The sequence below is a fragment of the Streptomyces sp. BK022 genome, from assembly GCF_004217355.1.
Taxonomy (GTDB): Bacteria; Actinomycetota; Actinomycetes; order Streptomycetales; family Streptomycetaceae; genus Streptomyces; species Streptomyces griseoluteus.
In genome coordinates, this window is the sequence record NZ_SHKU01000002.1 from 748,191 (window position 1) to 775,040 (window position 26,850).

The 26,850-nt window shown below is 73.5% G+C and carries 17 protein-coding genes and 1 pseudogene; 10 read left to right on the forward strand and 8 right to left on the reverse strand.

Annotation, left to right across the window (positions count from 1 at the left end; translation table 11 throughout):
* Both EV284_RS09575 and EV284_RS09580 read right to left on the reverse strand, forming a co-directional pair.
* Positions 1 to 891 carry a DUF4097 family beta strand repeat-containing protein gene (locus EV284_RS09575; RefSeq protein WP_130332257.1) on the reverse strand — a complete coding sequence of 297 codons (891 nt, stop codon included), beginning with the start codon at positions 889 to 891 and terminating at the stop codon, positions 1 to 3.
* Positions 892 to 1,158: 267 nt separating this feature from the next.
* Positions 1,159 to 1,338: a DUF6104 family protein gene (locus tag EV284_RS09580; RefSeq protein ID WP_003992906.1), complete on the reverse strand. Its 180-nt coding sequence runs from the start codon at positions 1,336 to 1,338 to the stop codon at positions 1,159 to 1,161.
* A 226-nt stretch (positions 1,339 to 1,564) separates the two neighbouring features.
* Here EV284_RS09580 and EV284_RS09585 point away from each other — a divergent pair.
* From EV284_RS09585 to fxsT, 8 genes and pseudogenes are all read left to right on the forward strand, one after another.
* Positions 1,565 to 1,894, forward strand: a pseudogene (locus EV284_RS09585) (CU044_2847 family protein); the annotation flags it as partial.
* Between the two features lie 320 nt (positions 1,895 to 2,214).
* A complete protein-coding gene (locus EV284_RS09590; protein ID WP_130332259.1) occupies positions 2,215 to 4,314 on the forward strand; it encodes a trypsin-like peptidase domain-containing protein in 2,100 nt (699 codons plus the stop codon).
* Positions 4,315 to 4,420: 106 nt separating this feature from the next.
* Entirely contained in the window at positions 4,421 to 5,455 is a 1,035-nt protein-coding gene (locus tag EV284_RS09595) for a MoxR family ATPase (RefSeq protein WP_130332261.1), read from the forward strand.
* A 7-nt stretch (positions 5,456 to 5,462) separates the two neighbouring features.
* Entirely contained in the window at positions 5,463 to 8,750 is a 3,288-nt protein-coding gene (locus tag EV284_RS09600) for an SAV_2336 N-terminal domain-related protein (protein ID WP_130332263.1), read from the forward strand.
* A gap of 41 nt (positions 8,751 to 8,791) precedes the next feature.
* On the forward strand, positions 8,792 to 8,977 hold the full coding sequence (gene fxsA / locus EV284_RS09605; RefSeq protein WP_130332265.1) for an FxSxx-COOH cyclophane-containing RiPP peptide: 186 nt from the start codon (positions 8,792 to 8,794) through the stop codon (positions 8,975 to 8,977).
* Positions 8,978 to 9,114: 137 nt separating this feature from the next.
* Positions 9,115 to 10,260 (forward strand): FxsB family cyclophane-forming radical SAM/SPASM peptide maturase, encoded by a 1,146-nt coding sequence (locus tag EV284_RS09610; protein ID WP_130332267.1) that lies wholly within the window; start codon positions 9,115 to 9,117, stop codon positions 10,258 to 10,260.
* The gene (locus tag EV284_RS09615) at positions 10,257 to 11,654 is read left to right on the forward strand and encodes an HEXXH motif-containing putative peptide modification protein (RefSeq protein WP_130332269.1); all 1,398 of its coding nucleotides are present in this window, start codon (positions 10,257 to 10,259) and stop codon (positions 11,652 to 11,654) included. The genes EV284_RS09610 and EV284_RS09615 overlap by 4 nt, the downstream gene beginning before the upstream one ends.
* A 129-nt stretch (positions 11,655 to 11,783) precedes the next feature.
* The gene (fxsT, locus tag EV284_RS09620; RefSeq protein ID WP_130332271.1) at positions 11,784 to 14,789 is read left to right on the forward strand and encodes an FxSxx-COOH system tetratricopeptide repeat protein; all 3,006 of its coding nucleotides are present in this window, start codon (positions 11,784 to 11,786) and stop codon (positions 14,787 to 14,789) included.
* Between the two features lie 93 nt (positions 14,790 to 14,882).
* On the opposite strand, the gene EV284_RS09625 is transcribed toward fxsT, so the two are convergent.
* The 4 genes from EV284_RS09625 to EV284_RS09645 form a co-directional block, all read right to left on the reverse strand.
* Positions 14,883 to 18,737 carry a multifunctional oxoglutarate decarboxylase/oxoglutarate dehydrogenase thiamine pyrophosphate-binding subunit/dihydrolipoyllysine-residue succinyltransferase subunit gene (locus EV284_RS09625; protein ID WP_130332273.1) on the reverse strand — a complete coding sequence of 1,285 codons (3,855 nt, stop codon included), beginning with the start codon at positions 18,735 to 18,737 and terminating at the stop codon, positions 14,883 to 14,885.
* A 314-nt stretch (positions 18,738 to 19,051) separates the two neighbouring features.
* A complete protein-coding gene (locus EV284_RS09635; protein ID WP_130332277.1) occupies positions 19,052 to 20,164 on the reverse strand; it encodes a HAMP domain-containing sensor histidine kinase in 1,113 nt (370 codons plus the stop codon).
* Positions 20,161 to 20,901: a response regulator transcription factor gene (locus EV284_RS09640; protein ID WP_030816749.1), complete on the reverse strand. Its 741-nt coding sequence runs from the start codon at positions 20,899 to 20,901 to the stop codon at positions 20,161 to 20,163. Before EV284_RS09640 ends, EV284_RS09635 begins: the two co-directional genes overlap by 4 nt.
* A 108-nt stretch (positions 20,902 to 21,009) precedes the next feature.
* On the reverse strand, positions 21,010 to 21,696 hold the full coding sequence (locus EV284_RS09645; protein ID WP_130332279.1) for a spermidine synthase: 687 nt from the start codon (positions 21,694 to 21,696) through the stop codon (positions 21,010 to 21,012).
* 126 nt (positions 21,697 to 21,822) lie between these two features.
* On the opposite strand from EV284_RS09645, the gene lon reads away from it, so the two are divergent.
* Entirely contained in the window at positions 21,823 to 24,252 is a 2,430-nt protein-coding gene (lon, locus tag EV284_RS09650) for an endopeptidase La (RefSeq protein ID WP_130332281.1), read from the forward strand.
* A gap of 64 nt (positions 24,253 to 24,316) precedes the next feature.
* Here the strand turns inward: lon and EV284_RS09655 are convergent, their stop codons facing one another.
* Positions 24,317 to 25,144, reverse strand: coding sequence for a lysozyme (locus tag EV284_RS09655; protein ID WP_130332283.1), 828 nt, complete (start codon positions 25,142 to 25,144; stop codon positions 24,317 to 24,319).
* A 225-nt stretch (positions 25,145 to 25,369) separates the two neighbouring features.
* Here EV284_RS09655 and EV284_RS09660 point away from each other — a divergent pair, with 225 nt between their 5' ends.
* Positions 25,370 to 25,861 carry a MarR family transcriptional regulator gene (locus EV284_RS09660; RefSeq protein WP_130332285.1) on the forward strand — a complete coding sequence of 164 codons (492 nt, stop codon included), beginning with the start codon at positions 25,370 to 25,372 and terminating at the stop codon, positions 25,859 to 25,861.
* A gap of 19 nt (positions 25,862 to 25,880) precedes the next feature.
* On the opposite strand, the gene EV284_RS09665 is transcribed toward EV284_RS09660, so the two are convergent.
* The gene (locus tag EV284_RS09665; RefSeq protein WP_130332287.1) at positions 25,881 to 26,669 is read right to left on the reverse strand and encodes a protein phosphatase 2C domain-containing protein; all 789 of its coding nucleotides are present in this window, start codon (positions 26,667 to 26,669) and stop codon (positions 25,881 to 25,883) included.
* Positions 26,670 to 26,850: the final 181 nt, after the last annotated feature.

Below are 26,850 nucleotides of genomic sequence, written 5' to 3' on the forward strand. Positions count from 1 at the left end.
TCAGAGCACCTTCTTGTCGGTCGTGCCGTCCGCGGGGGAGGTGGAGGAGGGTACGGGGCCGGATTCCCCGGCGGTGTCCTCGTCCTCCTCGGCCGGGCGGCGCAGCAGGGCGATCGAGCCGGAGACGGTGGTGGCCCGCAGCTTGCCGCTGCCCGACCCGAGGCGGCCGGTGATCTTGTGGGCGCCCCACTGGCCCTGGACACGCAGGCCGTCGAAGGCGTTGGAGATCGAGCCGCTCGCGGTGTTCGCCTCCACGTCGGTGTCGCCGGGGTGCGGGAGCCGTATGGCGATCTCGCCGGAGACGCTGGTCAGCCGAACGTCGGTGGGGCCCTCCGGGTCCAGGTCGATGATCATGGAGCCGCTGACCGAGTCGGCGCGGACGGAGGGACCCGCGCCCTCGACCACCGTCAGGTCGCCGGAGACCGACTTGAACCGCAGGTCCCCGCTGACGGCCTGGGCCTCCACGCTGCCCGAGACGGTGTCCGCCCGCACCGGGCCGGAGACGCCGACCAGGGTGGTGTCGCCGGTGACACCCTTGACGACGGACGGCCCCCGCACCCCGGAGACGACCGCGGCGGCGCCCACCACGCCCACCTCGACGCGGGTGCCGGCGGGGACGGCGAGGGTGACCACCGCGCTGCGGCGCCAGCCCTCGCGGTCCAGCCACTTCAGGAAGCCCTTCCAGGGCAGGTCCTCGTACGCCACCGTCAGGGTGCCGTGCCGGTGCGTGACGATCAGGGGCGGGCCCTCGATGTCCGAGATCTCCAGCCGGGCGGAACTCTCCTCGGTGCCCACGACGTTCACCGTGCCGTTGACCACGCGGACGTTCAGCTCGGTCACGGGGGCGTCGAAGCTCAGCTTCTGGGGTTCGGCGACGGTCCACTCGGACACGGGTCCTCCTCGGGCGTGACGCGGACAGTGGGGCGGCAAGCAGGCGGAGCGGGGCGACACGTGACAGGCGGGCACGCCCGGCCATCGCGCCATATCGCGTCTCCTGTCATTCACGATATATCGTGGTCGGCGGAAGTCAAGACACCTTTTCGGGGGACAGGGGCCAGCCTCGTCCGGGCATGGCTGTGCGGACCCTGCCCCCATGGGCGGGCCCGCAGGCGAAGTGGGCGAGGGCGGCCGGTGCCTCCGGGTGAGTGCCCCGAGCGGCTACTCGTCGTCCTCGTCGTCCAGCCGCGCCAGCCACGTGGCCAGGCGTTCCACCGGCACCTCGAAGTCGGGGTTCAGGTCGACGAACGTACGCAGTTGCTCGGCGAGCCACTCGAAGGTGACCTCTTCCTCGCCGCGCCGCTTCTCCAGTTCTTCGATGCCTCGGTCGGTGAAGTACATGGATGACGCTCCGTCGGTCTGTGCAGGGGTAGGGCCGGTCCCGGGCGGGAAGAACCCTCATTCGCGGAGGTGACCGCGAGGGGAGAGGGTGCCGCCTGTTCCGGCTGGGGAGCCGGAAGAGGACAGGAAAAGCATAGGCAGCCGCCGGGCGAGGTGGGCAGCCGGTGCCGAGGGGTGCCGGTCGGGGCCGGTGACGGGGGACGAGCGGGGAGAGGACGGGGGTCCGATGAACGGGGACTCGACGCGGGTGGCGCGGATCGAGCTGCCGGACGGTACGCCGGTGTGGGCGCGGATCTCGGGCGCGGAGGAGCTGTCGTACACCGACACCGGTTTCCACGAGCGGGTGGAGGCCAGTGTGGAGAGCCTGCACTCGCTCATCACCGGGGTCGCGCGCTCGCTCTCCGGCCCGCTGAGCGCGGTACGGCCCGACGAGGTCAGCGTGGAGTTCGGCATCGAGCTGACCGCGAAGGCCGGCAAGGTCGTCGGCCTCCTCGCGGACGGGGAGGCGAAGGCGGCGCTGACGGTCACCCTGACGTGGAACGGGGGGCCGCCCGAGCCGGGGACGGGTCCGGTGCCGGCTGGACGCGGGCCGGAGGCCGGCCCCCAGCAAGGCGGGACCGGTCCGGGCGCCGGACCCGGGCCGAGCGGACCGGCACCGGGAGCCGGACCGGCGCCCACCGCGCCGGGAGCGGGGTCCGGCCCTCTCGCACGGGCGCCGCTCCCCGGTTCGCAGCCGGCCTCGGCGCCGGACGCGGAGTCCGCGGGGGGCGGCCCCCTGACGGAGGCACGAGTCGCCGGCCCCACTCTCACTCCCGCCCCCGAACCCTCCCCGGCCCCCCGGCCCGGAGCGTTGTTCGGCGTGTGGGGGCATCCGGGATGAGCACGGGGTACGGCGGGGGCGCACCGGAGGGGGACGGTGCTGCGGAGCTTGCGCTGCGTGACCTCGTTCTGGGGGCCACCGTGCGCATTCATCGCGCGGGGTCCGGGTATGCCCCAGGCGAACCCGTCAGCTTCCTCGGCAGTGGTTTCTTCGTCGCGCCGAACTGGGTTCTGACCTGCGCACACGTGGTTCACGCCGGGGAGGGGGGCGAGGTCACCGTGGTGTACCGGAACAGCCCCTACGACGACCCGCGCCCGGTGCCCGGACGGGTGGCCGCGATGCTCCCGGAGCAGACCGGGCGCCCGGTGCCGGGGAGCTGGCCCGCGCCCGACCTCGCCCTGGTCCGGCTGCGCGAACCGGTCGGCCACACCTGTGTGTACGTGTCCGAGCGCCCCAACCCGCACTTCGGCGGCACCAAGGTGTTCTACGCGGGCTGGACCGCCCCGCGGGGCAGGCTCCAGATCCTGGACGGCTCGCTCACCGTGCAGGGCACCATCAGCGCCTGGTCGCCCGAGGAGCAGGTCCGGCTCGGGCAGAACGACCTGCCCTCCGGCGTCTCCGGCGGGCCCGTGGTCGACCCCGTACGCGGCGAGGTCGTCGGCGTGCTCAAGTCCCGCGCCGACCACGGGGGCGGGGGCACCTCCATCGGTGTCGAGCGGCTGCGCACCCTGCGGCTTCCCGCCGACGGCGAGGACGTCTACCAGTCCGTCTTCCACGCCCACGACCGCTACCACCGAGACCGCCAGCAGAGCGCCGACTCGCCCGACCCCACCTGGGCCGACATCCAGGGCGAACTCGGCGCCCGCCCCGGCCGCACCCTCACCCCGCAGCAGCGGAGCGAGCTGCTCGGACTGCTCGCCGACCTGCCCCCGCCGGTCAGCACCCGCGGCCTGCTCGACGTGCTCCGCGCGCTGCCCGACTTCCGCGTCCCGTCGCTCCTGCCCGCCCCGCGCGGCTGGCGGGACGGGCTCGGGCTGCTCTACGAACACGCCCGGCAGGACGGCGCGCTGAAGCTGGTCCTCGACTACGCGATGGGCGTCCTCGCCGCCGAACGGCCGCCCGCGCCCAGCGCCCTGGCCGCCGAACGCGCCCTGTGGGAGTGGGTGCGGCACACGGCGACCGGCCTGGACAGCGGCTACCGGCACGCCCTGGCCCAGCGGCGCACCGAGCTGCTCGGCCGGGCCCAACTCGACCTTCAGCGGGTCGCGTCCAGTGGCGGCGGCCGGGACGCGGCCGTGCTGGAGCCGGTGCGCCCGCCGCTCACCGCGCCACCCGAGCCCTCCGTACTGCTGGTGGTGCTGCGCCGGGGCTGGGAGCCGGACCACTGCGACTGGTCGGTCTCGGTCGGCGGTGGCCCCGACCAGGAGCCGGCCCGGCTGTACGAGGGCGAACGCGCCCCGCTGGCCGGGCTGGCCGGCCACGTGACCGCGCCCCTCGCCGAGGCGTTCCGGCAGTGCGACGAGCCCGGCCGGCCCGCCACCCTGTACGCCGCCCTGCCGCATCTGCACCTCAGCCTGCCGGTGGACGACTGGCGTCTCACCCCGGACGGCCCCCCGCTCGGCGCCGAACGCCCCGTCCTGGTGCGCTGCTCGGACCGCGACCAGCTCCCCGACGAGACCCCGGCCTGGGAGGCGTACGAGGACCCGGACACCGAGCGCCGGGACCGCTGGCGACGGCTGCGTCCGCGACCGGCGCACGCCGAGGTGCTGGACTGCGACGACGGCGTGCGCAGGCCCGTACCGGACACGGCGGCGCTGCGCGGGCTCGGGCCGCAGACCGTGCCGGTGCTGTGCCGTCCCGGCGACCCTCGGTCGGCCGACGGGCCGGCCGCGCTCGGCCGGGTGCTGCGGGCCGGGTTCGGGGTGGTGCTGTGGCGGCGGCGGCCGGACGGCGTGTGCGGCGAGTTCCACCGGGGCGTGAAGACGGCCGTGGACGACGGCGAGGGCGCCCTCGCCCTGCCCGGCGTGCTGCACGCCCTGCGCGAGCAGGTGCACGCCGGGCTCACCGAGTCGTACTGGGCGCACGGCACGACCCTGCTGTACGACGACCCGCACCGCCCCCTGCCCGGCACCGGCGACCTGCTGGAGGCCCCGTGATCCGGGGCGCCGGCTCCTTTCTGATCCCCTTACCAGGCGTCCGGCGGATCGATACCGTGAGGGACGTCCCACGGCTGCCCCCGGCGACGAGCGACGAGGACCGGACATGACGGAATCCAGCGAGTGGCTCATCTACCGAGGCGCCGGGGAACCCCACGACGGCATGAGCCGGCTGCCCCCGCCCCCGCCCTGGCGCGACTTCTCCGCACGCGGTGCCGAGACCGCCCAGGAGGCGGACGGTGACGGCTCCCGCGACCGCAGGCTCGGCGCGCACCGGCACCTGGCCGAGCTGCACCGGCCCGGCGCCGAGGAGCTGGAGATGATCAACGCGGCGCTGTACCTGCGCCGCCCGCTCCTGGTCACCGGCAGCCCCGGCGCGGGCAAGAGCACACTCGCGCACTCGGTGGCGTACGAGCTGGGGCTGGGCGAGGTGCTGCGCTGGTCCATCGTGAGCCGTTCGGCCCTCCAGGACGGGCTCTACCACTACGACGCCATCGCCCGCCTCCAGGACGTGCAGATCGCGGCCCAGGGCGGGTACGGCAGCGCGGCCGGCAGCCCCGGTTCCGTCGAGGCCATCGGCGGCTACATCCGGCTCGGCCCGCTCGGCACCGCCCTGCTGCCCTCCGACACCCCGCGCGTGCTGCTCATCGACGAACTCGACAAGAGCGACATCGACCTGCCCAACGACCTGCTGAACGTCCTGGAGGAGGGCGAGTTCGAGATACCCGAGCTGCGCCGCCTGGCGGACCGGCTGCCCGACGGGGAGGCCGAGGTGCTTACCGCCGACGGCACCAAGGTCCGGGTGCGCGACGGCCGGGTGCGCTGCACGTCCTTCCCCTTCGTGGTGCTCACCAGCAACGGCGAACGGGACTTCCCCGCCCCGCTGATGCGCCGCTGCATCCACCTGGAGCTGGGCCGCCCCGACCACAACCGGCTCGCCACGTTCGTCCGCGCCCACCTCGGGGACGAGGCCGCGCGGGCCGGTGACGATCTCATCGCCCGCTTCCTGGAGCGCTCGCGCAGTGAACTGCTCGCCACCGACCAGCTGCTGAACGCCCTCTACCTCACCGACGCGGCCGCCCCGCCGAGCCGGGAGCGCCTGGCCGACCTGCTCATCCAGCGACTCGACCGCCCGAGGTGAGGAGCCGATGCCCGACGCACCGGCACGACACGGCCCCGACGCCCCCGACCCGCTCGCCGCACTCGTGCTCCAGTTGCGGGAAGCCGGCCTCGAACCGGACGTGGAGGGGCTGAGCGACGCCCTGTGGCTGGCCCGGTGGACGGGCGAGCGCGAGCCGGCCGGCGCGAGCGGGCGGGCCCGTGAGGTCCCCCCGCCCCCGCCCGTGTCCCCGCCCAAGCCCCAACTCCCGCCCGCGCCGAAGGAACCCGAGGTCCTGACCCCCGGCCCGGACCGGAGCGTCCCCCTCTACCCGGCGCCCCGCGACGGCCAGATTCGTGTCGGGCCCGGCACCCGGCTGACCGCACTCCCGGTCGGCGTCCCCGCCGCCCCCGCACTGCCTTCCCCCCTCGAACTCCAGCGCGCGCTGCGGCCCTTGCAGGCGTACCACAGTGCCGCGCCCCCGCTCCGCCGCGAGCTGGACGAGACCGCGACCGCCGAACTCAGCGCCCAGGCGGGAGGGTTGATCCTCCCCGTGTACCGCGAGGTGCGGCGCGGGGACGCCCGGCTGCAACTCGTGCTGGACGCCGCGCCCTCGATGCGGGTGTGGGACCGCCTCTTCGCCGAACTGGCAGAGATCTTCGCTCAGTTGGGCGCCTTCGGCGACATCCGGATCGCCCACCTGCACACCGGTCCCGACGGCGAGGCCACGGTCAGCGCCAGCGCCGATCCGCGCGGGGCTCCGCAGCACACCGTGGACCGGCTCAGCGACCCCACCGGGCGCCGGATCACCCTGCTGGTCAGCGACTGCGCGGGTCCGCTGTGGCGGTCCGGGGGCGCGCACCGGCTGCTGCACCGGCTGGCCCGGCTCGCCCCCGTCGCCGTGCTCCAGCCGCTCCCGCAGCGCCTGTGGAGCCGTACCCGGCTGCCGGTCACGTACGGCGAACTGACCCGAGGCGACACCCCCGGCGGTACCGCGCTGCGCGTCCGTACCCCCGACGGCGCGCCCCTCGTACCGCCGCCCGGCGTGCTGCCCGTACCGGTGCTGCCGCCCGAACCCGTGGCGCTCGGGGCGTGGGCGCGGCTGCTCGCCGGAGCCGGTGCCGGGCCGGTGTCCGGCGCGGTCGGCTGGGTGCGGGCCGACCAGCCGCCCGCACCGCAGGCGCGCGGCGGACGCCGGCCGACGCCCGTCGAGCGGGTCAGCCGGTTCCGCTCCGCCGCCTCACCGGCCGCCGGCCGCCTCGCCGTCTACCTCGCCGCCGCCCCGCTCTGCCTGCCGGTGATGCGGCTGGTGCAGCGCACCATGCTGCCCGGCTCGGGCCCCGCCGAACTCGCCGAGGTGCTGCTCGGCGGCCTTGTCCGGCGGGCGGGGGAGGACCACGGGCCGGACGCCGGGCAGTGGTACGAGATGGAGCCGGAGGTGCGGGAGGCGCTGCTGTCCACGCTCGGCCGGGACGAGGCCCTGCTCGTCCTCAAGCACTGCTCCGAGTACATCGAGCAGCGCTTCGGCAAGGGCGGCGCCAACTTCCCGGCCCTCGCCCTCGCCCAGCTCGGCGGCACCGGCCACCCGGCGCGCGGGGAGGAGGACCCGGGGGGCCGCCTGTTCGGCGCGTACCCCGGTGACAACGGCGACGCCACCCTCGTCCCCCAGCCCTTCGCCGAGGTCGCCGCGCGGGTGCTGGAGCGCTTCATGCCGCTGCCGGAGCAGTTCCGGCTCTACGGCACCCGCCCCGGCACCGCCGCCGGCCCCCGGCCCCCGCACCCGGCGGTGGTCCGGGCCCGCACGCTCCTGGCCCGCTTCGACGCCGACGGCATGGTGCAGGACGTGATCGACGCCGTACAGCTGCTGCGCGGTGCCACCGAGAACGAGCGCCCCGCCGGGGCGGACCCGGGACTGTGGGCCGAGTACGCGTACGCCGCGCTGCGGCTGTGGGAGGTGCAGGGGGGCTCGGCGCTGCTGGCCGAGGCGGAGGCCGCCGCCGAGCGGGCCGTGGCCCACCCGCACGCGCAGCGGGAGCGGGCCGCGCTGGCCCGGGTGCTGCGGGCGGCCGCCACCGACCGCAGACGGCGCGGCGACCGGCCCGCCGCGCTGGACCTGCTGCGCCGTGCCGACCGGGAGTACGCCGTCGCCTGCGCCGCCCCCGACCTGGAGCCCGCGCAGGCGCTCCGGCTCACGCTGGAGCGGGTCGGCGCGCTGGAGGCGCAGTGGCGGCTCGGCGGGGACAGCGCGCTGCTCCAGGGCGCGGTCGGCATGCTGGAGGCGTTCGCCGACGTCTGGCCCGACCGCGGGCACCGCCCGCCCGAACTGCCCCTGGCCCACGGCAGACTCCTGCTCCGCCTGGCCGACGCCACCCACGACCCGGTACAGGCGCGGGGTTACGCGGCCCAGGCGGCCGGCTCGCTCCGCGACGCGCTGGCGGCCGGCGAGGGTGATGGCCGTGAACTCGTGCTGATCCGGCTGGATCTGGCCGACGCCCTCCTCCGCTCCGGCGGTGACCTCACCGAGGCCCGGGAACACGTCGACGCCGCGCTCGCCACGACCACCGGACGAGCCCTGCGCGCCCGACTCCACGTCAGGGCGGGCCGGATCGGGGTCGCCCGGTACGCCGAGACGGGCGATCCCCGTGAACTCCGCGACGCGGCGGAGGCGTTCGCACGGGCCGCCGCCGACACCTCCAGGGAGGCCGCCGACTACCCCGACGTCCTCGCCGAGTGGGGCGAGGTGCTGCTGCGCCGGGCCGACGCCGAGAGCGGAGAGCGGGCCTGGGAGGCCCTCGCCCACGCGATCCGCGTCCTGCGGGACTGCCGACGCGAGACCCACACCGGCAGCCCGCACACCGCGCACCGCCTGCTCATGCTGGGCCGCGCCCTGATCCGGCGCTACCGGCTGCGCGGCGACCGGGTGGACCTGCGCGAGGCGGAGCACCTCTTCGGGCTGGCGGCGGCCGAGGCGGACGATCCGCTGCTGGCCGCGCGCTGCTCGCTGGAGCTGGGACAGGCGCAGTACGAGGCGTACCGGAGCCTGGCCCGGCCGACCCGGCTGGACGACGCGGTGGACGCCTTCCGGGCGGCGGCCGAGTCGGCGCGGGAGGCGGAGGCGGCGGCCGAGTCGGACCGCGACCGCCGGATCGCCGTCGAACTGGGCGCGCAGGCGCACCACTGGCGGGGTATGTCCTATGAGGCGGCCACCCGGCCGCGCGCGGCCCGCGAGGCGTACCGCGCGGCCCGCGCCGAGTGGGCGCGGCTGCCCGAGGACAGCCTCGGCACCGGCGCCCCGACCGCCGAGGACACCGCCGGCCGGCTCGCCGGACTCGGCTGACCGGCACCGAGACACACCGAGGCACACCACGGGAGGCAGCGATGACGAGCGCGGGGGACGAGACACCCGTACCGGAGCACGGCGAGCCACTGCCGGACCTCCTCACACTCGACCTGGAGGAACTGCGCACCCTGGACCACCCCGTACTGCGCGAGGTCCTGGACACCCTCACCGAACGGGCGGGAAGACCCGCCGAGATGCTCTGGGGCTTCAACAACTGCCTCTGATCCGCTCGCTCCTGGTCACCCGACGGCGGAAACCGGCAACTTCCGCCGCCTCGCGTTTGGCGCCGGGCCGCGACCGGGAACGCCCCCGCACACACGGGCGAACGAGCCGCGCCCGCATCGCGGTACGGGGGTACGGGATGTCCGGGACGACCGCCGCCCCGACGCGGGCGCGACCGCGCCCCTTCCGCCAGTTCATCGTCAAGGCGCACGGCCGCTGCAACCTCGCCTGCCGCTACTGCTACCTCTACGAGGGCCCCGACCGCACCTGGCGCACCCGCCCCGCCGCCGCCCCCGCCGAGGTGCTCGACCGCACCGCCGACCGCATCGCCCGGCACGCCCGCGACCACGCCCTGCCCGCGCTCTCCCTCGTCCTGCACGGCGGCGAACCCCTGCTGGCCGGCGCCGGCACGCTGGCGCGCTTCACCGACACCGTCCGCGCCCGTGTGCCCGAGGGCTGCGCCGTGCACGCCACCGTGCAGACCAACGCCACCCTGCTCACCCACGACCGGGTGGCCCTCCTGGCCCGGCACGGCATCCGCGTGGGCATCAGCCTCGACGGCGGCAACGCCACCCTCAACCACCGGCGCGTCGACCACGCCGGGCGCCCCTCCTGGCCCGCCGCGGCGCGCGGCGCCCGCCTGGTCGCCGACCACTTCCCCGAGGCGTACGCGGGCGTCCTCACCGTGGTCGACCCCACCACGGACCCCGTCGCGACCTACGAGTCCCTGCTCACGCTCCGCCCGCCCGCGCTCGACCTGCTGCTGCCCCACGGCAACTGGTCGGCCCCGCCCCCGCACGAGGGCGAGTACGGCGACTGGCTGTGCCGCGTCTTCGACCGGTGGTGGTCGGCCGGGCGGCGCGAGACGCGGGTACGGCTCTTCGAGGAGTGCCTCGCCCTGCTGCTCGGCCTGCCCGCCGCCACCGAGTCCCTGGGACTCGCCCCCTTCGACGCCGTCGTCATCGAGACCGACGGCTCCATCGAGCAGGTCGACTCGCTGAAGTCGGCGTACGACGGCGCCGCCGAGACCGGGCTCGACGTGTTCCGGCACGACTTCGACCAGGCCCTCGCCCACCCCGGCGTCGCCGCCCGGCAGAGCGGGCTCGCGGGGCTGGCCGGGCGCTGCCGGGCCTGTCCGCTGGTCCCGGTGTGCGGGGGCGGCCACTATGCGCACCGCTACCGCGCCGGGCACGGCTTCGACAACCCGTCGGTGTACTGCGCCGACCTCCAGCGCTTCATCCGGCATGTGGCGGCGCGGCTCGCCGAGGAAGGAGGCACCTCGTGACGGAACCGCTGGACCGCGCCCTCGCCGAGCTCAGCCGCACCGGGGGCGGCCCCGACACCCTCGCCCTCCTCGTCCGCGACCAGGACACCCGGCGCATGCTGCTGCTGCGCGCCGTCCTGGACGCCGCCGAGGGCGCCGGCCCCGCCGACTGCCCGCCCGCCGCCAGGCGCCGGCTGCGCGAGGACTGGGCCCTGCTGACCGAGGCCGACCGCGCCGCCGACGGTCCCCGCTCACCCGCCCGGACCCGGCTCACCTACCCCTTCACCGGCCCCTGGGCCCGCCGCTGCCTGACCGCGCTCACCACACCCGGCGGCGCGGCCGGAATCCCGTGGGAGACGGCCTACTTCAGCGCCCTCGCCGCAGCCGCCGCAGCCCGCGCGGGCCTGCCGTTCAGCACCTCGCTCACCGCCCGCGACGGCCTGCTCTGCCTGCCCTCCCTCGGCGTCCTGCGCACCGGGCGGGCCGACTCCACCGCCATCGAGGTGCGGCACAGGAACGGCCGCCTGACCCTGCGCAGACACGGCGCCTCCGACGTGCACGTCCGGCTGGAGCAGGGCGTCGGCGCCTGGTCCGGCGCGCCCGCCTGGACCCCGGCCCACGCCCTGCCCGGCCTGCTGCCCGGCGCCGCCCCCGTACCGCTGGACGACCTCGACCCGTACCGCACCCCGCCCCGCGAACCCGGACGGTTCGCGTTCAGCGGGGCCGGCGGGCCCGATCACGCCGAGCGCAAGCGCTGGCTGCAGGCATGGTCCGGCACGGCACAGGCGCTGCGCACCGGCGGCGAACAGCGGCTCACCGAGACCATCGCTCTGCTGCGCTGCCTGGTCCCGCTCGCGCCCCCGCCCGGCTCCGACGGCCGGGGCAGCTCCAGCGGCACCCGGCGCGAGGCGTTCGGCGCGCTGCTCAGCACCACCCCCGCCACCCCGACCGCGCTGGCCGCGACCCTCGTCCACGAGATGCAGCACACCAAACTCGCCGCCCTCGGTGAGCTGGTGGAACTGCACCGCGCCGGACCCGAAGCCCGCTACTTCGCCCCCTGGCGCCCCGACCCCCGCCCCTACGACGGGCTGCTGCACGGCACCTACGCCCATCTCGCGCTGGCCGACCACTTCCAGCGCACCGCGCTCGCCGAACCCGCCCGCCGCGAGGCCGCCTGGGCCGAACACGCCCGCTACCACGCCCAGGTCGCCGCCGCCCTTCCGGCGCTCGTCGCCTCGCCCGACCTCACCCCCGCCGGACGCCGCTTCGTCGACGGCATGGCCGCCGCCCACGAACGGCTCTCCGCCCGCCCCGCACCCCGGGGGCACACGGCGCGCGCGCAGGCGTACGTCAAGGCGGTGCGCGCCCTCTGGGCGCAGCGACAGCCCCCCACGCCGCCGATCCCGAACCGGTGAAATCCCGGCTTGGCACCCCCCGCTGCGCGAAGATCGGCGCACCGAGGCGTTGGTCTCCGGCGGTCGCCGTACTCCCCAGGGCCGCGCCGAGGTTCTACGATTTCCTGTCTACGTGCTGGAGGCCGCCGCATGTCTGAATCCCGTACGCCGGCACCGAGCGGGAACGGGGCCGCGAGGCAGACCGTCACCATCAGCTTCGCCGGGTTCAACCGCGCCTGGGCCGCATGGATCGGGGACCGGCTGGAGCGGCGCGGCCTCAGAGTGGTCTACCTGCGCTGGGACGCGCCCCCGGACCAGCCCCTCACCGACCTGCTGCGCGACCTCACCCTCGCCGAGGGCCGCACCCTGATCGTGGTCAGCGAGTGGTACTTCCAGCTCGGCCCGCGCACCCACGACGAGTGGAACGCGGCTCTGCGCGAGGTCGTCGGTACCGATCCGGGCCGGTTCGCCGCCGTCTCCGTCACCAACGCCCCGCTGCCCTCCGCCGTCGCCGCGCTCGCCCCCGTCGACCTCACCAACATGGGCGCCGACGAGGCCGAACGCCGCCTGACGGACCGCCTCGACCTGCCCCACGACACCCGCCCGGCCGACGACCCGGCGCGCCCCGCGCCCCGCTTCCCGGCCGCCATGCCCGACGTGTGGGGCGGGGTGCCGCGCCGCAACACCCGCTTCACCGGCCGCGAGCCGCTGCTCAACGACGCCTACCACCTGCTCCAGGGCAGCGACCCCGGCGCGGGCGTCCTCACCCTGCACGGCATGTCCGGCGTCGGCAAGACCCAGCTCGCCGCCGAGTACGTCTACCGCTTCGGCTCCGAGTACGACGTGGTGTGGTGGGTCAACGCCGAGAAACGCGTCAGCTACCGCCGCCTCCTCGCCGAACTCGCCCCCAAACTCGGCCTGTCCACCGGCGCCGAGTACGGCGAGCGGCTCCGCGCCGTCCGCGACGCGCTGCGCCGGGGCACCCCCTACTCCCGCTGGCTGCTCGTGCTGGACGGCGCCGACGAACCCGACCAGATCTGGGACCTCGTCCCCACCGGACCCGGCCACGTCCTCATCACCTCCCGCAACCCCGAGTGGGGCGAGCACAACAGCAAGCTCCTCGAAGTCCCCGTCTACGGCCGCGACGAGTCGGTCGCCTTCATCCGCCGCCGCGCGCCCCGGCTCACCGAACCCGACGCCGACCAGCTCGCCCAGGCGCTGGAGGACCTGCCGCTGCTGCTCGACCAGACCGCGGGCTGGCTCAACGACTCCGACCTCTCGGTGGAGGAGTACATCGCCCTGCTGGACGGCGGGATCGACCAGGACGTCGTCAAGGTGTCCGCGGACTTCCCGCTCGCCTTCCAGACCGCCTGGTCGATACTGCTGAACAAGCTCCGCGAGACCGTCCCCGAGTCCGTCGACCTGCTGCGGCTGTGCACCTTCTTCGCCCCCGGCTTCATCCCGGTCCGGCTGCTGAAGGAGATGAACCACGACGACCTGCCCGAGCAGCTCGCCGGGCTGCTGGACGACCCGCTGCTGTGGAACAAGGCCGTCAACCAGCTCCGCCAGTACTCCGTGGTCCGGCTGGAGTCGCACGAGGCCACGCTGGACGAGGCCGTCGCCTCGGGCGAGTCGGTCTACCTGCACCGCATGGTCCACCAGATCGTGCACAAGGACATGCCCGAGGCCGACCGGAAAGAGTTCATCGAGGTGGTCCGCCGCGCCCTCGCCGAGGCCGACCCCGGCCGCCCCACCGACACCCGCAACTGGGACGCGTACGCCGAGATCGTCCCGCACCTCAAGTACGCCGACGTGCTGCGCAGCAGGGACCGCCGGGTGCAGGGGCTGGTGCTCAACTGCCTGCGGTACATGCTGTTCGCCGGGGAGTACACGGCGGGCGTCAACCTCGGCGGCCGCGCCCTCGCCACCTGGCGCGAGCTGCTCGGCGAGTCCCACCCCCGGGTCTGGGAGGTGACCTACCACCACGCCAACCTGCTGCGCTCGGCCGGCCGCTTCCAGGAGACCGAGGCCATCGACCGGGCCGCCCGCGAGCAGCTCCTCGCCGAACGCGGCGAACACGACCTCGACCACCTCAGGATGGCCGGCGGACTCGCCGCCGACCTGCGGGAACTCGGCCAGTACGACGCGGCCCTCGAACTCGACGAATGGCTCTACCCCACCTACCGCGAACTGTTCGGCGAGCACGACTCGCGCACCCTCAACGCCCAGAACAACCTCGGCTTCACCCTGCGCCTCCTCGGGCGCTACGAGCAGGCCCGCGGCTACGACACCCGGACCCTGGAAGCCCGCCGCCAGCTCCTCAAGGGCCGCCACCCCTGGACCCTGTTCTCCGAGGTCTCCTACGCGGTCGACCTGCGCCTGCTGGGCCGCTACGCCGAGGCCGAGTCGATCCAGACCAAGAACGTCCGCGAGTACCGCATCGTCATGGGCCCGGACAACCAGAACACCCTGCGCGCCGAGCACAACCTCGCGCTGTGCCGGCTGCGCGGCGGGGACCGGGCCGGGGCGGGCGAACTGCTCACCCGCGTCCTGGAGGGGCTGGAGCGCAAGCTCGGGGACAGCCACACGCACACCCTGGCCGCCGCCGTCAGCCAGAGCTGCTTCGCCCGCGAGCACGGCGACATCGACCAGGCCCGCGAGGCCAGCGAGTCCGTCCTCGCCCGCTACGAACTGCTGCTGCCCGAGGGCCACCCCTTCATCATCGGCGCCCGCGCCAACCACGCGCTGGTGCTGCGCAGCGTCGGCGAACGCGACCACGCCCACGTCCTGATCGAGCAGAGCCTCGCCGACATGGCCGCCGCGCTGGGGGAGAGCCACCCCTACGCGCTCGGGTGCGCCGTCAACGCGGCCGCGCTGCGCAACCTCGTCGGGGACACCGAGGCCGCCGCCGACCTCAGCCAGATCACCATCCTGCGCGCCACCGACACCCTCGGCCGCACCCACCCCCTCACCCTGACCGCCCGCGTCGCCTACGCGGCCGACCTGCGCGCGCTGCGCGACCGCCAGCAGGCGGAGAAGGTCGAACAGGAGGCCCTGTCCGACCTCGCGGCCACCCTCGGCCCCCAGCACGTCCACACCGTCTCCGCCCGCTCCCGCAACCGCCCGTACTGGGACTTCGAGCCCCAGGCGAGCTGAACGCCGCCGGGCACCGCCCGGACGGCGAAGGGCCCGGCCCTCCGGATCAGATCCAGAGGGCCGGGCCCTTCAGCGTCGCTCAGTGAGCCGGGGTCACGCCTCGAAGACCTCGTTCACCAGCTGCTCCTGCTCCGCCTGGTGGCGCTTGGCGGAGCCCACCGCCGGGGAGGAGCCGTGCGCACGCGAGATGCGGCGCAGGCGCTCGCCCGCCGGGACGTCGGCACCGACGGCCAGGTCCAGGTGGTCGATCAGGTTGAGCGCGATGAACGGCCACGCACCCTGGTTCGCCGGCTCCTCCTGCACCCACAGGTACTTCTCGGCGTTCGGGTACTTGTTGACCTCGGCCTGGACCTCGGCGCCGGGCAGCGGGTACAGCCGCTCGATGCGGATGATCGCCGTGTCCGTGGCGCCGCGCTTCTGCCGGCCGGCCTCCAGGTCGTAGTAGACCTTGCCGGAGCAGAAGACGACCTTGCGGACGGCGGCCGGGTCGACCGTGTCGTCGCCGATGACCGGACGGAACTCGCCGGAGGTGAACTCCTCCGCCTTCGAGGCCGCCGCCTTCAGACGCAGCATCGACTTCGGGGTGAAGACGATCAGCGGCTTGTGGGCCGGGTTGTGGACCTGCCAGCGCAGCAGGTGGAAGTAGTTCGCCGGCGAGGTCGGCATGGCGACCGTCATGTTGTTCTGCGCGCAGAGCTGCAGGAACCGCTCCGGACGGGCCGAGGAGTGGTCCGGGCCCTGGCCCTCGTACCCGTGCGGCAGCAGCAGGACCACACCGGAGGTCTGGTTCCACTTCTGCTCGGCCGAGGAGATGAACTCGTCGACGACCGTCTGCGCGCCGTTGACGAAGTCGCCGAACTGCGCCTCCCACATCACCAGCGCGTCCGGGCGGGCCAGCGAGTAGCCGTACTCGAAGCCCATCGCCGCGTACTCGGAGAGCAGGGAGTTGTAGACGTTCAGCCGCGCCTGGTCCTCGGAGAGGTACTGCAGCGGGGTGTACTCCTCGCCGGTCTCCCGGTCGATGAGCACCGCGTGGCGCTGGCCGAAGGTACCGCGCTGGGAGTCCTGGCCCGCGAGGCGGACCGGGGTGCCCTCCAGCAGCAGCGAGCCGACGGCCAGGGTCTCGCCCATGCCCCAGTCGATCGTGCCGTCCTCGACCATCGCCGCCCGGCGCTGGAGCTGCGGCTGGAGCCGCGGGTGGACGGTGATGTTGTCCGGGACGTTGACCTGGGACTCGGCGATCCGCTTGACGACCTCCGCGGAGATCGCGGTCGGGACCGCCGCCGGGAAGCCGTCCTTGGGCGGCTGGGACTCGCCCTGCACCGGCTGCGAGGTGACCTCGCGGACCTCGGTGAAGACCTTCTCGAGCTGGCCCTGGTAGTCCTGGAGCGCCTGCTCGGCCTCCTCCAGCGTGATGTCACCGCGGCCGATGAGGGACTCGGTGTACAGCTTGCGCACCGAGCGCTTCTTGTCGATCAGGTCGTACATCAGCGGCTGGGTGAAGGCCGGGTTGTCCGACTCGTTGTGACCGCGGCGGCGGTAGCAGATGAGGTCGATCACCACGTCCTTGTTGAACGCCTGACGGAACTCGAAGGCGAGCCGCGCGACGCGGACCACGGCCTCCGGGTCGTCGCCGTTCACGTGGAAGATCGGGGCCTCGATCATGCGGGCCACGTCCGTGGCGTACATCGAGGAGCGCGAGGACTCCGGGGCGGCGGTGAAGCCGACCTGGTTGTTGATGACGATGTGGACCGTGCCGCCGGTGCGGTAGCCGCGCAGCTGCGACATGTTCAGGGTCTCGGCCACCACGCCCTGGCCCGCGAAGGCCGCGTCGCCGTGGATCGCCACCGGCAGCACGGTGAAGTCCGTGCCGCCCTTGTTGATGATGTCCTGCTTGGCGCGGGCGACGCCCTCCAGGACCGGGTCGACCGCCTCCAGGTGCGAGGGGTTGGCGACCAGCGAGACCGCGATCTGCTCGCCGTCGAGACCGGTGAAGGTGCCCTCGGCGCCCAGGTGGTACTTCACGTCACCGGAGCCGTGCATCGACTTCGGGTCGAGGTTGCCCTCGAACTCCCGGAAGATCTGCGCGTACGACTTGCCGACGATGTTGGCGAGCACGTTCAGCCGGCCGCGGTGGGCCATGCCGATGACGACCTCGTCCAGGCGCGACTCGGCGGCCGAGTCGATGACCGCGTCCAGCAGCGGGATGACGGACTCGCCGCCCTCCAGCGAGAACCGCTTCTGGCCGACGTACTTGGTCTGCAGGAACGTCTCGAACGCCTCGGCGGCGTTCAGGCGGCGCAGGATGCGCAGCTGCTCCTCGCGCTCCGGCTTGGAGTGCGGGCGCTCGACGCGGTCCTGGATCCACTTGCGCTGCTTGGGGTCCTGGATGTGCATGAACTCGATGCCGGTGGTGCGGCAGTACGAGTCGCGCAGCACGCCCAGGATGTCGCGCAGCTTCATCATCGACTTGCCGGCGAAGCCGCCGACGGCGAACTCGCGCTCCAGGTCCCACAGGGTGAGCCCGTGCTCGGTGATGTCCAGGTCGGGGTGCTTGCGCTGCTGGTACTCCAGCGGGTCGGTGTCGGCCATGACGTGGCCGCGGACCCGGTAGGAGTGGATCAGCTCGAAGACACGGGCGGCCTTGGTGACGTCGTCGTCGTGGCTGGCGTCGATGTCCTTGAGCCAGCGGACCGGCTCGTAGGGGATGCGCAGCGCCTCGAAGATGTCGTCGTAGAAGCCGTTCTCGCCGAGCAGGAGGTTCGCGACCTGGCGCAGGAACTCGCCGGAGGCGGCGCCCTGGATGACCCGGTGGTCGTAGGTCGACGTGAGCGTCATGACCTTGGAGACGCCGAGCTTGTTCAGGGTGTCCTGGCTGGTGCCCTGGAACTCAGCCGGGTAGTCCATGGAGCCGACGCCCATGATCACGGACTGGCCGGGCATCAGGCGCGGCACGGAGTGCACGGTGCCCAGGCCGCCGGGGTTGGTCAGGGAGACCGTGACACCGGTGAAGTCGTCCATCGTGAGCTTGCCCTCGCGGGCGCGGCGGACGATGTCCTCGTAGGCCTGCCAGAACTCGAAGAAGTTCAGCGTCTCGGCCTTCTTGATGGCCGCGACGACGAGCTGGCGGTCGCCGTTGGGCTTCACCAGGTCGATGGCCAGACCGAGGTTCACGTGCGGCGGCTTGACCAGGGTCGGCTTGCCGTCCTTCTCGCCGAACGAGTGGTTCATCGCCGGCATGGCCTTGATGGCCTGCACCATGGCGAACCCGATGAGGTGCGTGAAGGAGATCTTCCCGCCGCGGGCGCGCTTGAGGTGGTTGTTGATGACGATGCGGTTGTCGAACAGCAGCTTCACCGGGACCGCGCGGACCGAGGTGGCCGTGGGCAGCTCCAGCGAGGCGTTCATGTTCTTCACCACGGCCGCGGACGGACCGCGCAGCGTCACGTACTCGGGGCCCTCGGGGGCCTCCGTGGCGGGCGCGGCGGCGGCCTTCGGCTTGGCCGCGGGCGCCGCGGCCGGCTTCGCCGGTGCCTGAGCGGCCGGTGCCTGAGCGGCAGGGGCGGCCTTGGCCGCGGGTGCCTGCGCCGGGGCCTGGGCCGGCGTGGCCGGGGCCTGCGCGGGCCGCGCGGCCGGAGCCGACTGGGCCGGTGCCTGCGCCGGGGCGGGCGCGGCCGGAGCCGGTGCGGCCTGCGCCGGGGGAGCGGTGGGGGTGGTGCCCGCGGCCCCCGCGGCCGCGGTACCCGCCGGAGCCGAGGCGGCGGGCGCCCCCGGCTTGTAATCGGCGAAGAAGTCCCACCAGGCACGGTCTACCGAATTCGGGTCCTGGAGGTACTGCTGATAGATCTCGTCGACGAGCCACTCGTTCGGTCCGAACGCCGCGGCGGCGTTCTTCCCGGCTTGGTCGTCGGTGGAGACGTTCGAGTTACTGGGGGACTGTGGCGACACGGCGGTAACCGCCCTCTTCCGCTTCACAAGGTGATGGACAGCGGGAATAAAGGCTACGCCTCCCCGAGCGGGAAGGTCAGGTCGGGCCCGTTCATCGTCGTGCAAGTCACATCGCGAACCGCGTTTCGGGCCCTGAAATGGCGGGAAACAAGCGGGGTTCCGGATGCGGGTGGAGCGTCGCGGGCACGCGGAATCGGGGCCCTGAGCGTCCTCGCTCCGCGCATCGCGCCGGCCCGTGCCTGATCACACGTGTCCGACTGGCGGAACGTATGTGATCTTGATCATCCGACTGAACCCCATGGGGGCCCGGAGCGTCAACTCGACGCCGGAACCGCTCCCGGAAGGGTGACGATGATCCGGCAGCCGCGCTCGGATTCGGCCACACCGATCCGGCCGCCGTGCAGATCGACCGCCCAGCGGGCGATGGCCAGCCCCAGACCGGTGCCGCCGTCGCTGCCCGGACCGTGCGGGCGGGTGACCGCGCCCCGGTTGAACCGCTCGAACACGCGGTGCCACTCCGAGCGGGGGATGCCCGGACCCTCGTCCAGCACCTCCAGCTCCAGCGACTCCGGACGCGGGCCGCGCCGGGCCTTCACGGTGACCCGGCCGTGCGGCGGGCTGTGCTTGACCGCGTTGTCTATGAGGTTCGCCACCACCTGGTGGATGCGCTCGGGGTCGGCGTGCGCGGTCAGCTCCGGCGGGGACACGTCCAGGTGCAGATGCACGTCGGTACGGGTGTGGCTGCCGGAGCCGGAGGCGATGCCGGCGCGCGCGGAGGCGACCATGTTGGCCTCCTTGAGCACCCCGGAGAGATACGGCCACACCTCGAAGCGGCGGGCCTTCAGCGGGACAACGCCGTTGTCCAGGCGGGAGAGGTCGAGCAGGGTCTCCACCAGCCGGCCGAGCCGGTCGGTCTGGCGCAGCGCGGTGCGCATGGTCTCCGGGTCGGCCTCGGTGACGCCGTCGACGATGTTCTCCAGCACGGCGCGCAGGCCCGCGATGGGGGTGCGCAGCTCGTGCGAGACGTTCGCCACCAGCTCCTTGCGCTGGAGGTCCTGTGCCTCCAGTTCGTCCGCCATGACGTTGATCGTGACGGCCAGGTCGCCCAGTTCGTCACGGCGGCCCTCGCTCACCCGGCGGGTGTAGTCGCCGTGCGAGATGGAGCGGGCCACCGCGTTCATCTCGTCCAGCGGTGCGGTGAGCGAGTGGGCCACGAACTGGGTGATCAGCAGCGTGGCGATCATCGAGAAGACCGTGATGAAGCGCAGCTCGGTCTTGGTGTGCACCGCGATCATGGAGAGACCGGTGGTGATCAGCACCGAGATGACGACCAGCGCGCCCAGCTTGGTCTTGATCGAGAACGGGCGTACGCCACCCCAGGGTTCGTCCCCGGAGCGGCGGCGCCCCGTTTCCCGTCCGCGGCTCACGGGGTCGGCGTCTCCAGCGCGTAACCGACTCCGTGCACCGTGCGGATGCGCTCGGCGCCGATCTTCCGGCGCAGGGCCTTGATGTGGCTGTCCACGGTCCGGGTGCCGGAGGCGTCCGCCCAGTCCCAGACCTCGGCGAGCAACTGCTCGCGGGAGAGCACCGCGCGCGGGGTGTTGGCCAGGCACACCAGCAGGTCGAACTCGGTGGGCGTCAGGTGGACGTCGTCCGACTTCACCCGCACCCGGCGCTGGGCGTGGTCGATCTCCAGCTCGCCGAGGCGGAGTATCCCGGAGCGGGGCGTGGTCGCGGCCAGCGCGGCGCGCTCCATGCGGCGCAGCAGGACGTGCACCCGCGCGGCCAGCTCCCGCATGGAGAACGGCTTGGTCATGTAGTCGTCGGCACCGACCCCGAGGCCCACCAGCATGTCGGTCTCGTCGTCGCGGGCGGTGAGCATCATGACCGGCACCGGACGGGACGCCTGCACGCGGCGGCAGACCTCCAGGCCGTCGAAGCCGGGCAGCATGATGTCGAGGATCAGCAGGTCGGGCTGCCATGCCTCGGCCGTGTCGACCGCCGACGGACCGTCACCGGCGGTCTGCACGAGGAATCCCTCGGCGCGGAGCCGGGCCGCGATGGCGTCGACGATCGTGGGGTCGTCCTCGACGACCAGTACCCGGCGCTGCGCGCCCTGTGACGTCGTCGCCGCACCGGTCTGGGAGGTGTGTGTCTGCTCCATCGCCCGCCCCTGTTGCTTTCCGGAATCCGTGGGGTGATCCCATGACTGCGATTGACGCTTGAATGATCCGCGTCACGCTGCACATTACGGGGACACGCCGGGCCGTCGCTATCCAGGTCGGACGGCGAGATGGACCACGTCGGGAACGCCACGGGCAACGGGGACCTCTTCGGTACGCACCTGTCGGAACCCGGCATTCCGCAAGGTTCCTTCAAATTCCGGAGAGGGCTGCGCGGACCACGTCGCCAGCACCCCGCCCGGCCTCAACACCCTTGCGCACGCGGCGAGTCCGCGTGGCGTGTAGAGCCCTTCGTTGCCCTCCGTGACGGTCCAGCCGGGCCCGTTGTCGATGTCGAGGCACACGGCGTCGAACGTGTCGGATGTCTCATTGACGAAACGGACGAGATCCGCCTCGACGACGCGCGTGCGCGGGTCGGTCAGCGCGTCGGCGGAGATCTCGGCCAGCGGGCCGGTGCGGTGCCAGTCGATGACGGCGGGCTCGCGCTCGACGACGGTGATGCGTCCCCACCGGGGGTCGGCGGCCGCGTGCGCCAGCGAGAAGCCGACGCCGAGGCCGCCGATCAGCACCTCGGGCGCCGGGCGGTCGTCCAGCGCGTCCCGCGCCGCGTCCACCAGCAGCCGCTCCGAGCGGCCGTCGGAGGTGTCCATCAGGAAGCACCCGTTGGCGATGATCTGGAGCAGCGCCCCGCTGCGGCGCAGCGCCACCTCCCCGTACGGTCCCTCGCGCCGGTCCAGGACCACCGTGTCCGCGGCGCCGTCGTGCGTGGCAGTCATGCCGCCATCCTGCCCCGCCCGCCCGGCGAGTCCTCGTTCGCCCAGAGCGAACGGCGTTCGGGGAACATTGAACGGCTCAGCAGCATTGAGTCAGTGTTACTCAAGTTGACTGCCGAAGGGGAGATCATGGCTGCTGAGTCGGGTGAGTCCATGGAGTTCACGCTCGTTCTGCCTGTGCTGCCGCTCGACGGCGAGGTCGTGCTGCCCGGCATGGTCGTGCCGCTGGATCTGAGCGACGCCGAGATCCGGGCCGCCGTGGAGGCCGCCCAGTCCGCCGCCCGCGCGGAGTCCGGCAAGCCCAGGGTTCTGCTGGTCCCGCGCATCGACGGCACGTACGCCAGGACCGGCGTGCTCGGCACCGTCGAGCAGGTCGGCAGACTCGCCGACGGCGACCCCGGCGCCCTGGTCAAGGGCCGCCACCGGGTGCGCATCGGCGCCGGTACCACCGGCCCCGGTGCGGCGCTGTGGGTCGAGGGCGCCCGGGTCGAGGAGACCGTGCCCGAGCCGCTGCCCGGCCAGGTGACCGACCTGGTCAAGGAGTACAAGGCGCTGGCCACCACCTGGCTGCGCAAGCGCGGCGCCTGGCAGGTCGTGGACCGGGTCCAGGCCATCGACGACGTCTCCGCGCTCGCCGACAACTCCGGTTACTCGCCGTTCCTCACCACCGACCAGAAGACCGAGCTGCTGGAGACCACCGACCCGGTGGCCCGCCTGAAGCTCGCCACCCAGCAGCTCCGCGACCACCTCGCCGAGCAGGACGTGGCGGAGACCATCGCCAAGGACGTCCAGGAGGGCGTCGACAAGCAGCAGCGCGAGTTCCTGCTGCGCCGCCAGCTCGAAGCGGTCCGCAAGGAGCTGCGCGAGCTGAACGGCGACGGCCCGGACGCGGCCGAGGAGTCCGACGACTACCGGGCCCGCGTGGAGGCCGCCGACCTGCCCGGGCACGTCCGTGAGGCCGCGCTCAAGGAAGTGGAGAAGCTGGAGCGCTCCTCCGACCAGTCGCCCGAGGGCTCCTGGATCCGCACCTGGCTGGACACCGTCCTGGAGATGCCGTGGAACGAGCGGACCGAGGACGCGTACGACATCCAGGGCGCCAAGGAGATCCTGGACGCCGAGCACGCCGGTCTGGACGACGTGAAGGCGCGCATCACCGAGTACCTCGCGGTGCGCAAGCGGCGCGGTGAGCGCGGCCTCGGTGTCATCGGCGGACGGCGCGGCGGTGCCGTGCTGGCGCTGGTGGGCCCGCCTGGTGTGGGAAAGACCAGCCTGGGCGAGTCCGTGGCGCACGCCATGGGCCGCAAGTTCGTCCGCGTCGCGCTCGGCGGTGTCCGGGACGAGGCGGAGATCCGGGGCCACCGGCGCACCTACGTCGGCGCGCTGCCCGGCCGTATCGTCCGCGCGGTCAAGGAGGCCGGGTCGATGAACCCGGTCGTGCTGCTCGACGAGATCGACAAGGTCGGCTCGGACTTCCGGGGCGACCCGGCGGCCGCCCTGCTGGAAGTGCTGGACCCGGCGCAGAACCACACCTTCCGGGACCACTACCTGGAGGTCGAGCTCGACCTGTCCGACGTGGTCTTCCTCGCCACCGCCAATGTGCTGGAGGCGATTCCCGAAGCGCTGGCCGACCGGATGGAGATCGTCCGGCTCGACGGCTACACCGAGGACGAGAAGGTCGTCATCGCCCGCGACCACCTGCTCCCGCGCCAGCTGGAGCGGGCCGGTCTCACCGGCGACGAGGTCACGCTGGAGGAGGGCGCGCTGCGCAAGCTCGCCGGGGAGTACACCCGCGAGGCGGGCGTGCGCACCCTGGAGCGGACCGTGGCGCGGCTGCTGCGCAAGGTCGCGGCCCAGCACGAGCTGGGCGAGCGGGAACTGCCGTTCACCGTCCGCGAGGAGGACCTGCGCGCTCTGGTGGGCCGTCCGCACCACGTGCCCGAGTCCGCGCAGGACCCGGCCGAGCGCCGTACCGCCGTCCCCGGTGTGGCGACCGGGCTCGCGGTCACCGGCGCCGGCGGCGACGTGCTGTACGTCGAGGCGTCGCTCGCCGACCCGGAGACGGGAGCGGCGGGGCTGACCCTGACCGGGCAGCTCGGTGACGTGATGAAGGAGTCGGCGCAGATCGCGCTGAGCTTCCTGCGCAGCCGCGGCGCCGAGCTGGAGCTGCCGGTGGCCGACCTGAAGGACCGGGGAGTGCACATCCACTTCCCGGCGGGCGCGGTCCCCAAGGACGGCCCGAGCGCGGGCGTCACCATGACCACCGCGCTGGCCTCCCTGCTCTCCGGCCGGCTGGTCCGCACGGACGTGGCGATGACCGGTGAGGTCTCGCTGACCGGGCGGGTGCTGCCGATCGGCGGGGTGAAGCAGAAGCTGCTCGCCGCGCACCGCGCCGGGGTGACCACCGTGATCATCCCCAAGCGCAACGAGGCCGACCTGGACGACGTCCCGGCCGAGGTGCTGGAGAAGCTCGACGTGCACGCGGTGACCGATGTCCGCCAGGTGCTGGAGCTGGCCCTCGCGCCCGCCGCCACCGCGGCGGAGGTGCCGGTCGCGGCCTGAGCGGGGCGAAGGCCCGAGTCCCCTCCTTCCGAGGGGGCCCGGGCCTTTCGCGTACGCGGGCGGCTCAGCCGTTGGCCAGCGCCTGCACCCGGTCCAGGGCGCCGTTGAACTTGTCGTGGTCGCCGACCGTCGGGCCGGAGGAGGTGTACTGCCACATCGTCTGCACGCCCCAGCCGGCGGGCAGCGTGCCCGGGGCGGTGGCGTACCGGGCGATCCACAGCGGGTAGACCGCGCCGAAGGCGGCGGTGTTGCCCGTGCACTGGGTCCACCAGCTCGTCGCCGTGTAGATCACCGCGTCCCGGCCGGTGCGCGCCCGGTAGGTGTTCAGGAAGTCCGCGATCCAGTTGGTCATCGCCGCCCCGGCCATGCCGTAGCAGGCGTCGCCGTACGGGTTCCACTCGATGTCCAGCACGCCGGGCAGCGTCCGCCCGTCCCGCGACCAGCCGCCGCCGTGGTCCACGAAGTAGTTCGCCTGCACCGCGCCGCTCGTGGTGTCCGGGGTGGCGAAGTGGTACGCGCCCCGGATCATGCCCACGTTGTACGAGCCGTTGTACTGCTGGGCGAAGGACGGGTTGGTGTAGTAGGTGCCCTCCGTGGCCTTCGTGTAGGCCCAGCGGACCCCGCTGTTCCACAGCGTGGTCCAGTCGACGTTGCCCTGGTGTCCGGAGACGTCGACGCCCTCGGTCTGGGTGGCCCTGGTGCCGGCCGGGACGCCGGAGCGGCCGTCGTGGGAGAGGACGCCCATGCCGAGGTAGGCGTCGCCGCGGTGGGGCGCGGCCTGGGCGGGAGCGGCGCAGAGGGCGCCGAGGACGAGGCTGAGCGCGCCGAGCAGAGCCGCGACCAGGACGGCGGACGGGCGCGGGCGGGCGGGACCGGGTCTGTGCACGGGCATGGCGTGGCCTTTCGCGGTGAAAGTGGGGGACCTGAAATGACCGACGAGCCTGTTGCGCCGGGCGCCGCGAGGGGCCCGTCCAAGAAGCTACGCACGTAGACGCGGGGGTGGGAAGGGGGTCCGGATGCCGCCGTTGGTCTACGCCTGCGAAATACTGACGGAGCTGCGGCGATGACGGGGTCCGGCAGAAAATTTCAGACGGCGAAACCGGGCAGGGGTACAGAGGTGCACGAGGACGGGAACAACGGCACGGGCGAGGGCACCGCACCCGTGGCGCCGCGCTGTGCCGACCAGGAATTCCTGGCGCTGGAGCGTGAACTGACCGTGCTGCTGCGCCGGGCGCGCGCCAATCAGGGGGAGATGGCCCGCGAGGTCCACCCCGACCTGGAACCGGCCGCGTACGGACTGCTGATCCGGCTCGACGAGCAGGGCGGCCAGCGGGCCACCGATCTGGCCGCCTACGTCGGCGTCGGCAAGGCCACCATGTCCCGTCAGCTGCGCGCCCTGGAGGACCTCGGCCTGATCGCGCGTGAGCCCGATCCGGCCGACGGCCGCGCCTGGCTGGTCACCCTCACCGAGGAGGGCCGGGGCCGGGTGGGCCAGGTCCGCGAGGCCCGCCGCGCCCGCTACGTCAGCCAGCTCGCCCACTGGGACCGCCGGGAGGTCGCCGAACTGGCCCGGCTGCTGCACGAGTTGAACGGCATCGCGGAGAAGTAGCCGGGGGCCGGGCGAACGTTCACAGCTCCACGTGGACGACCGTCGCGTCGTCGTGCGTCTTGCTGCGGCCGAGGAACGCCCGCTCCTCGCGGTCCGCGAGCTCCAGCTCCCGCACCCGGTCCACCAGGGCACGGGCGCCCTCCTTGGCGACCAGGTCGAACAGGGCCGTCCAGTCGCCCTCGTGGAACTTCTCCGTCCAGCGGGCCGCGCCGTCGGTCAGCGCGACCAGCGAACGCACCCCGGCACGCGGTACCGAGCCGGTGACCGCGTACCGGACCACCTCCGGGTCGGCGGCGGCCGTGTAGAAGCCGCCCTCTCTGTTGCGCAGCTCGGCGTCCACCCGTGCCACGTCGGCCAGCGCCCCGCGCGGCAGCCGGGCCAGCCGGTCGTCCACCACCGGGGTCACCGTGCCGTCCGGGGCACGCAGCAGCAGCGCGGAGTCCGACAGCACCAGGTACTCGACCGTCTCCGCCGACCAGCGGACCAGCACCACCGTCGCCTGGGGCGTACGCGGGTGAGAAAGGTCACAGCTGGTCAGATGGGCCTTCGATGTTTGGGCGATCGCCCGGCCGAGAATCTCCGCCAGCGTCAGATCTCGGTGGGAAACGGTCAGTTCGGTCAGCGCGCCGCCCAGCCGGGCGGTGAACCAGGGCACCGGGTGCGAGCAGCCCGGCGTGTACGGGGGCGGTGTCACCCCGTCCAGCAAGATCACGCAACCGCCCTGACCGCAGGCGGGTAGTCCGACCCCCGCGAAGTCCTCGTTGGGCCGGTCGGCGGTGCCGGGTTCCGAGACGAGATCAGTACGCACTCCGCCAGTCTGCACGAACCCTTCACGAGCGGGGGCAACGGCCCAAGGCGCACCCCGGCCGGCGCGACCGCCCGGCCCGGACGCCGGAATTGGCGGCAATTGGCACGGTCCGGGAATGCGTGGCGGCGAATATTGCCAAAGCCTGCCCCGCGCGTCCAACCGGCCCGCCGCACAGGGGTGT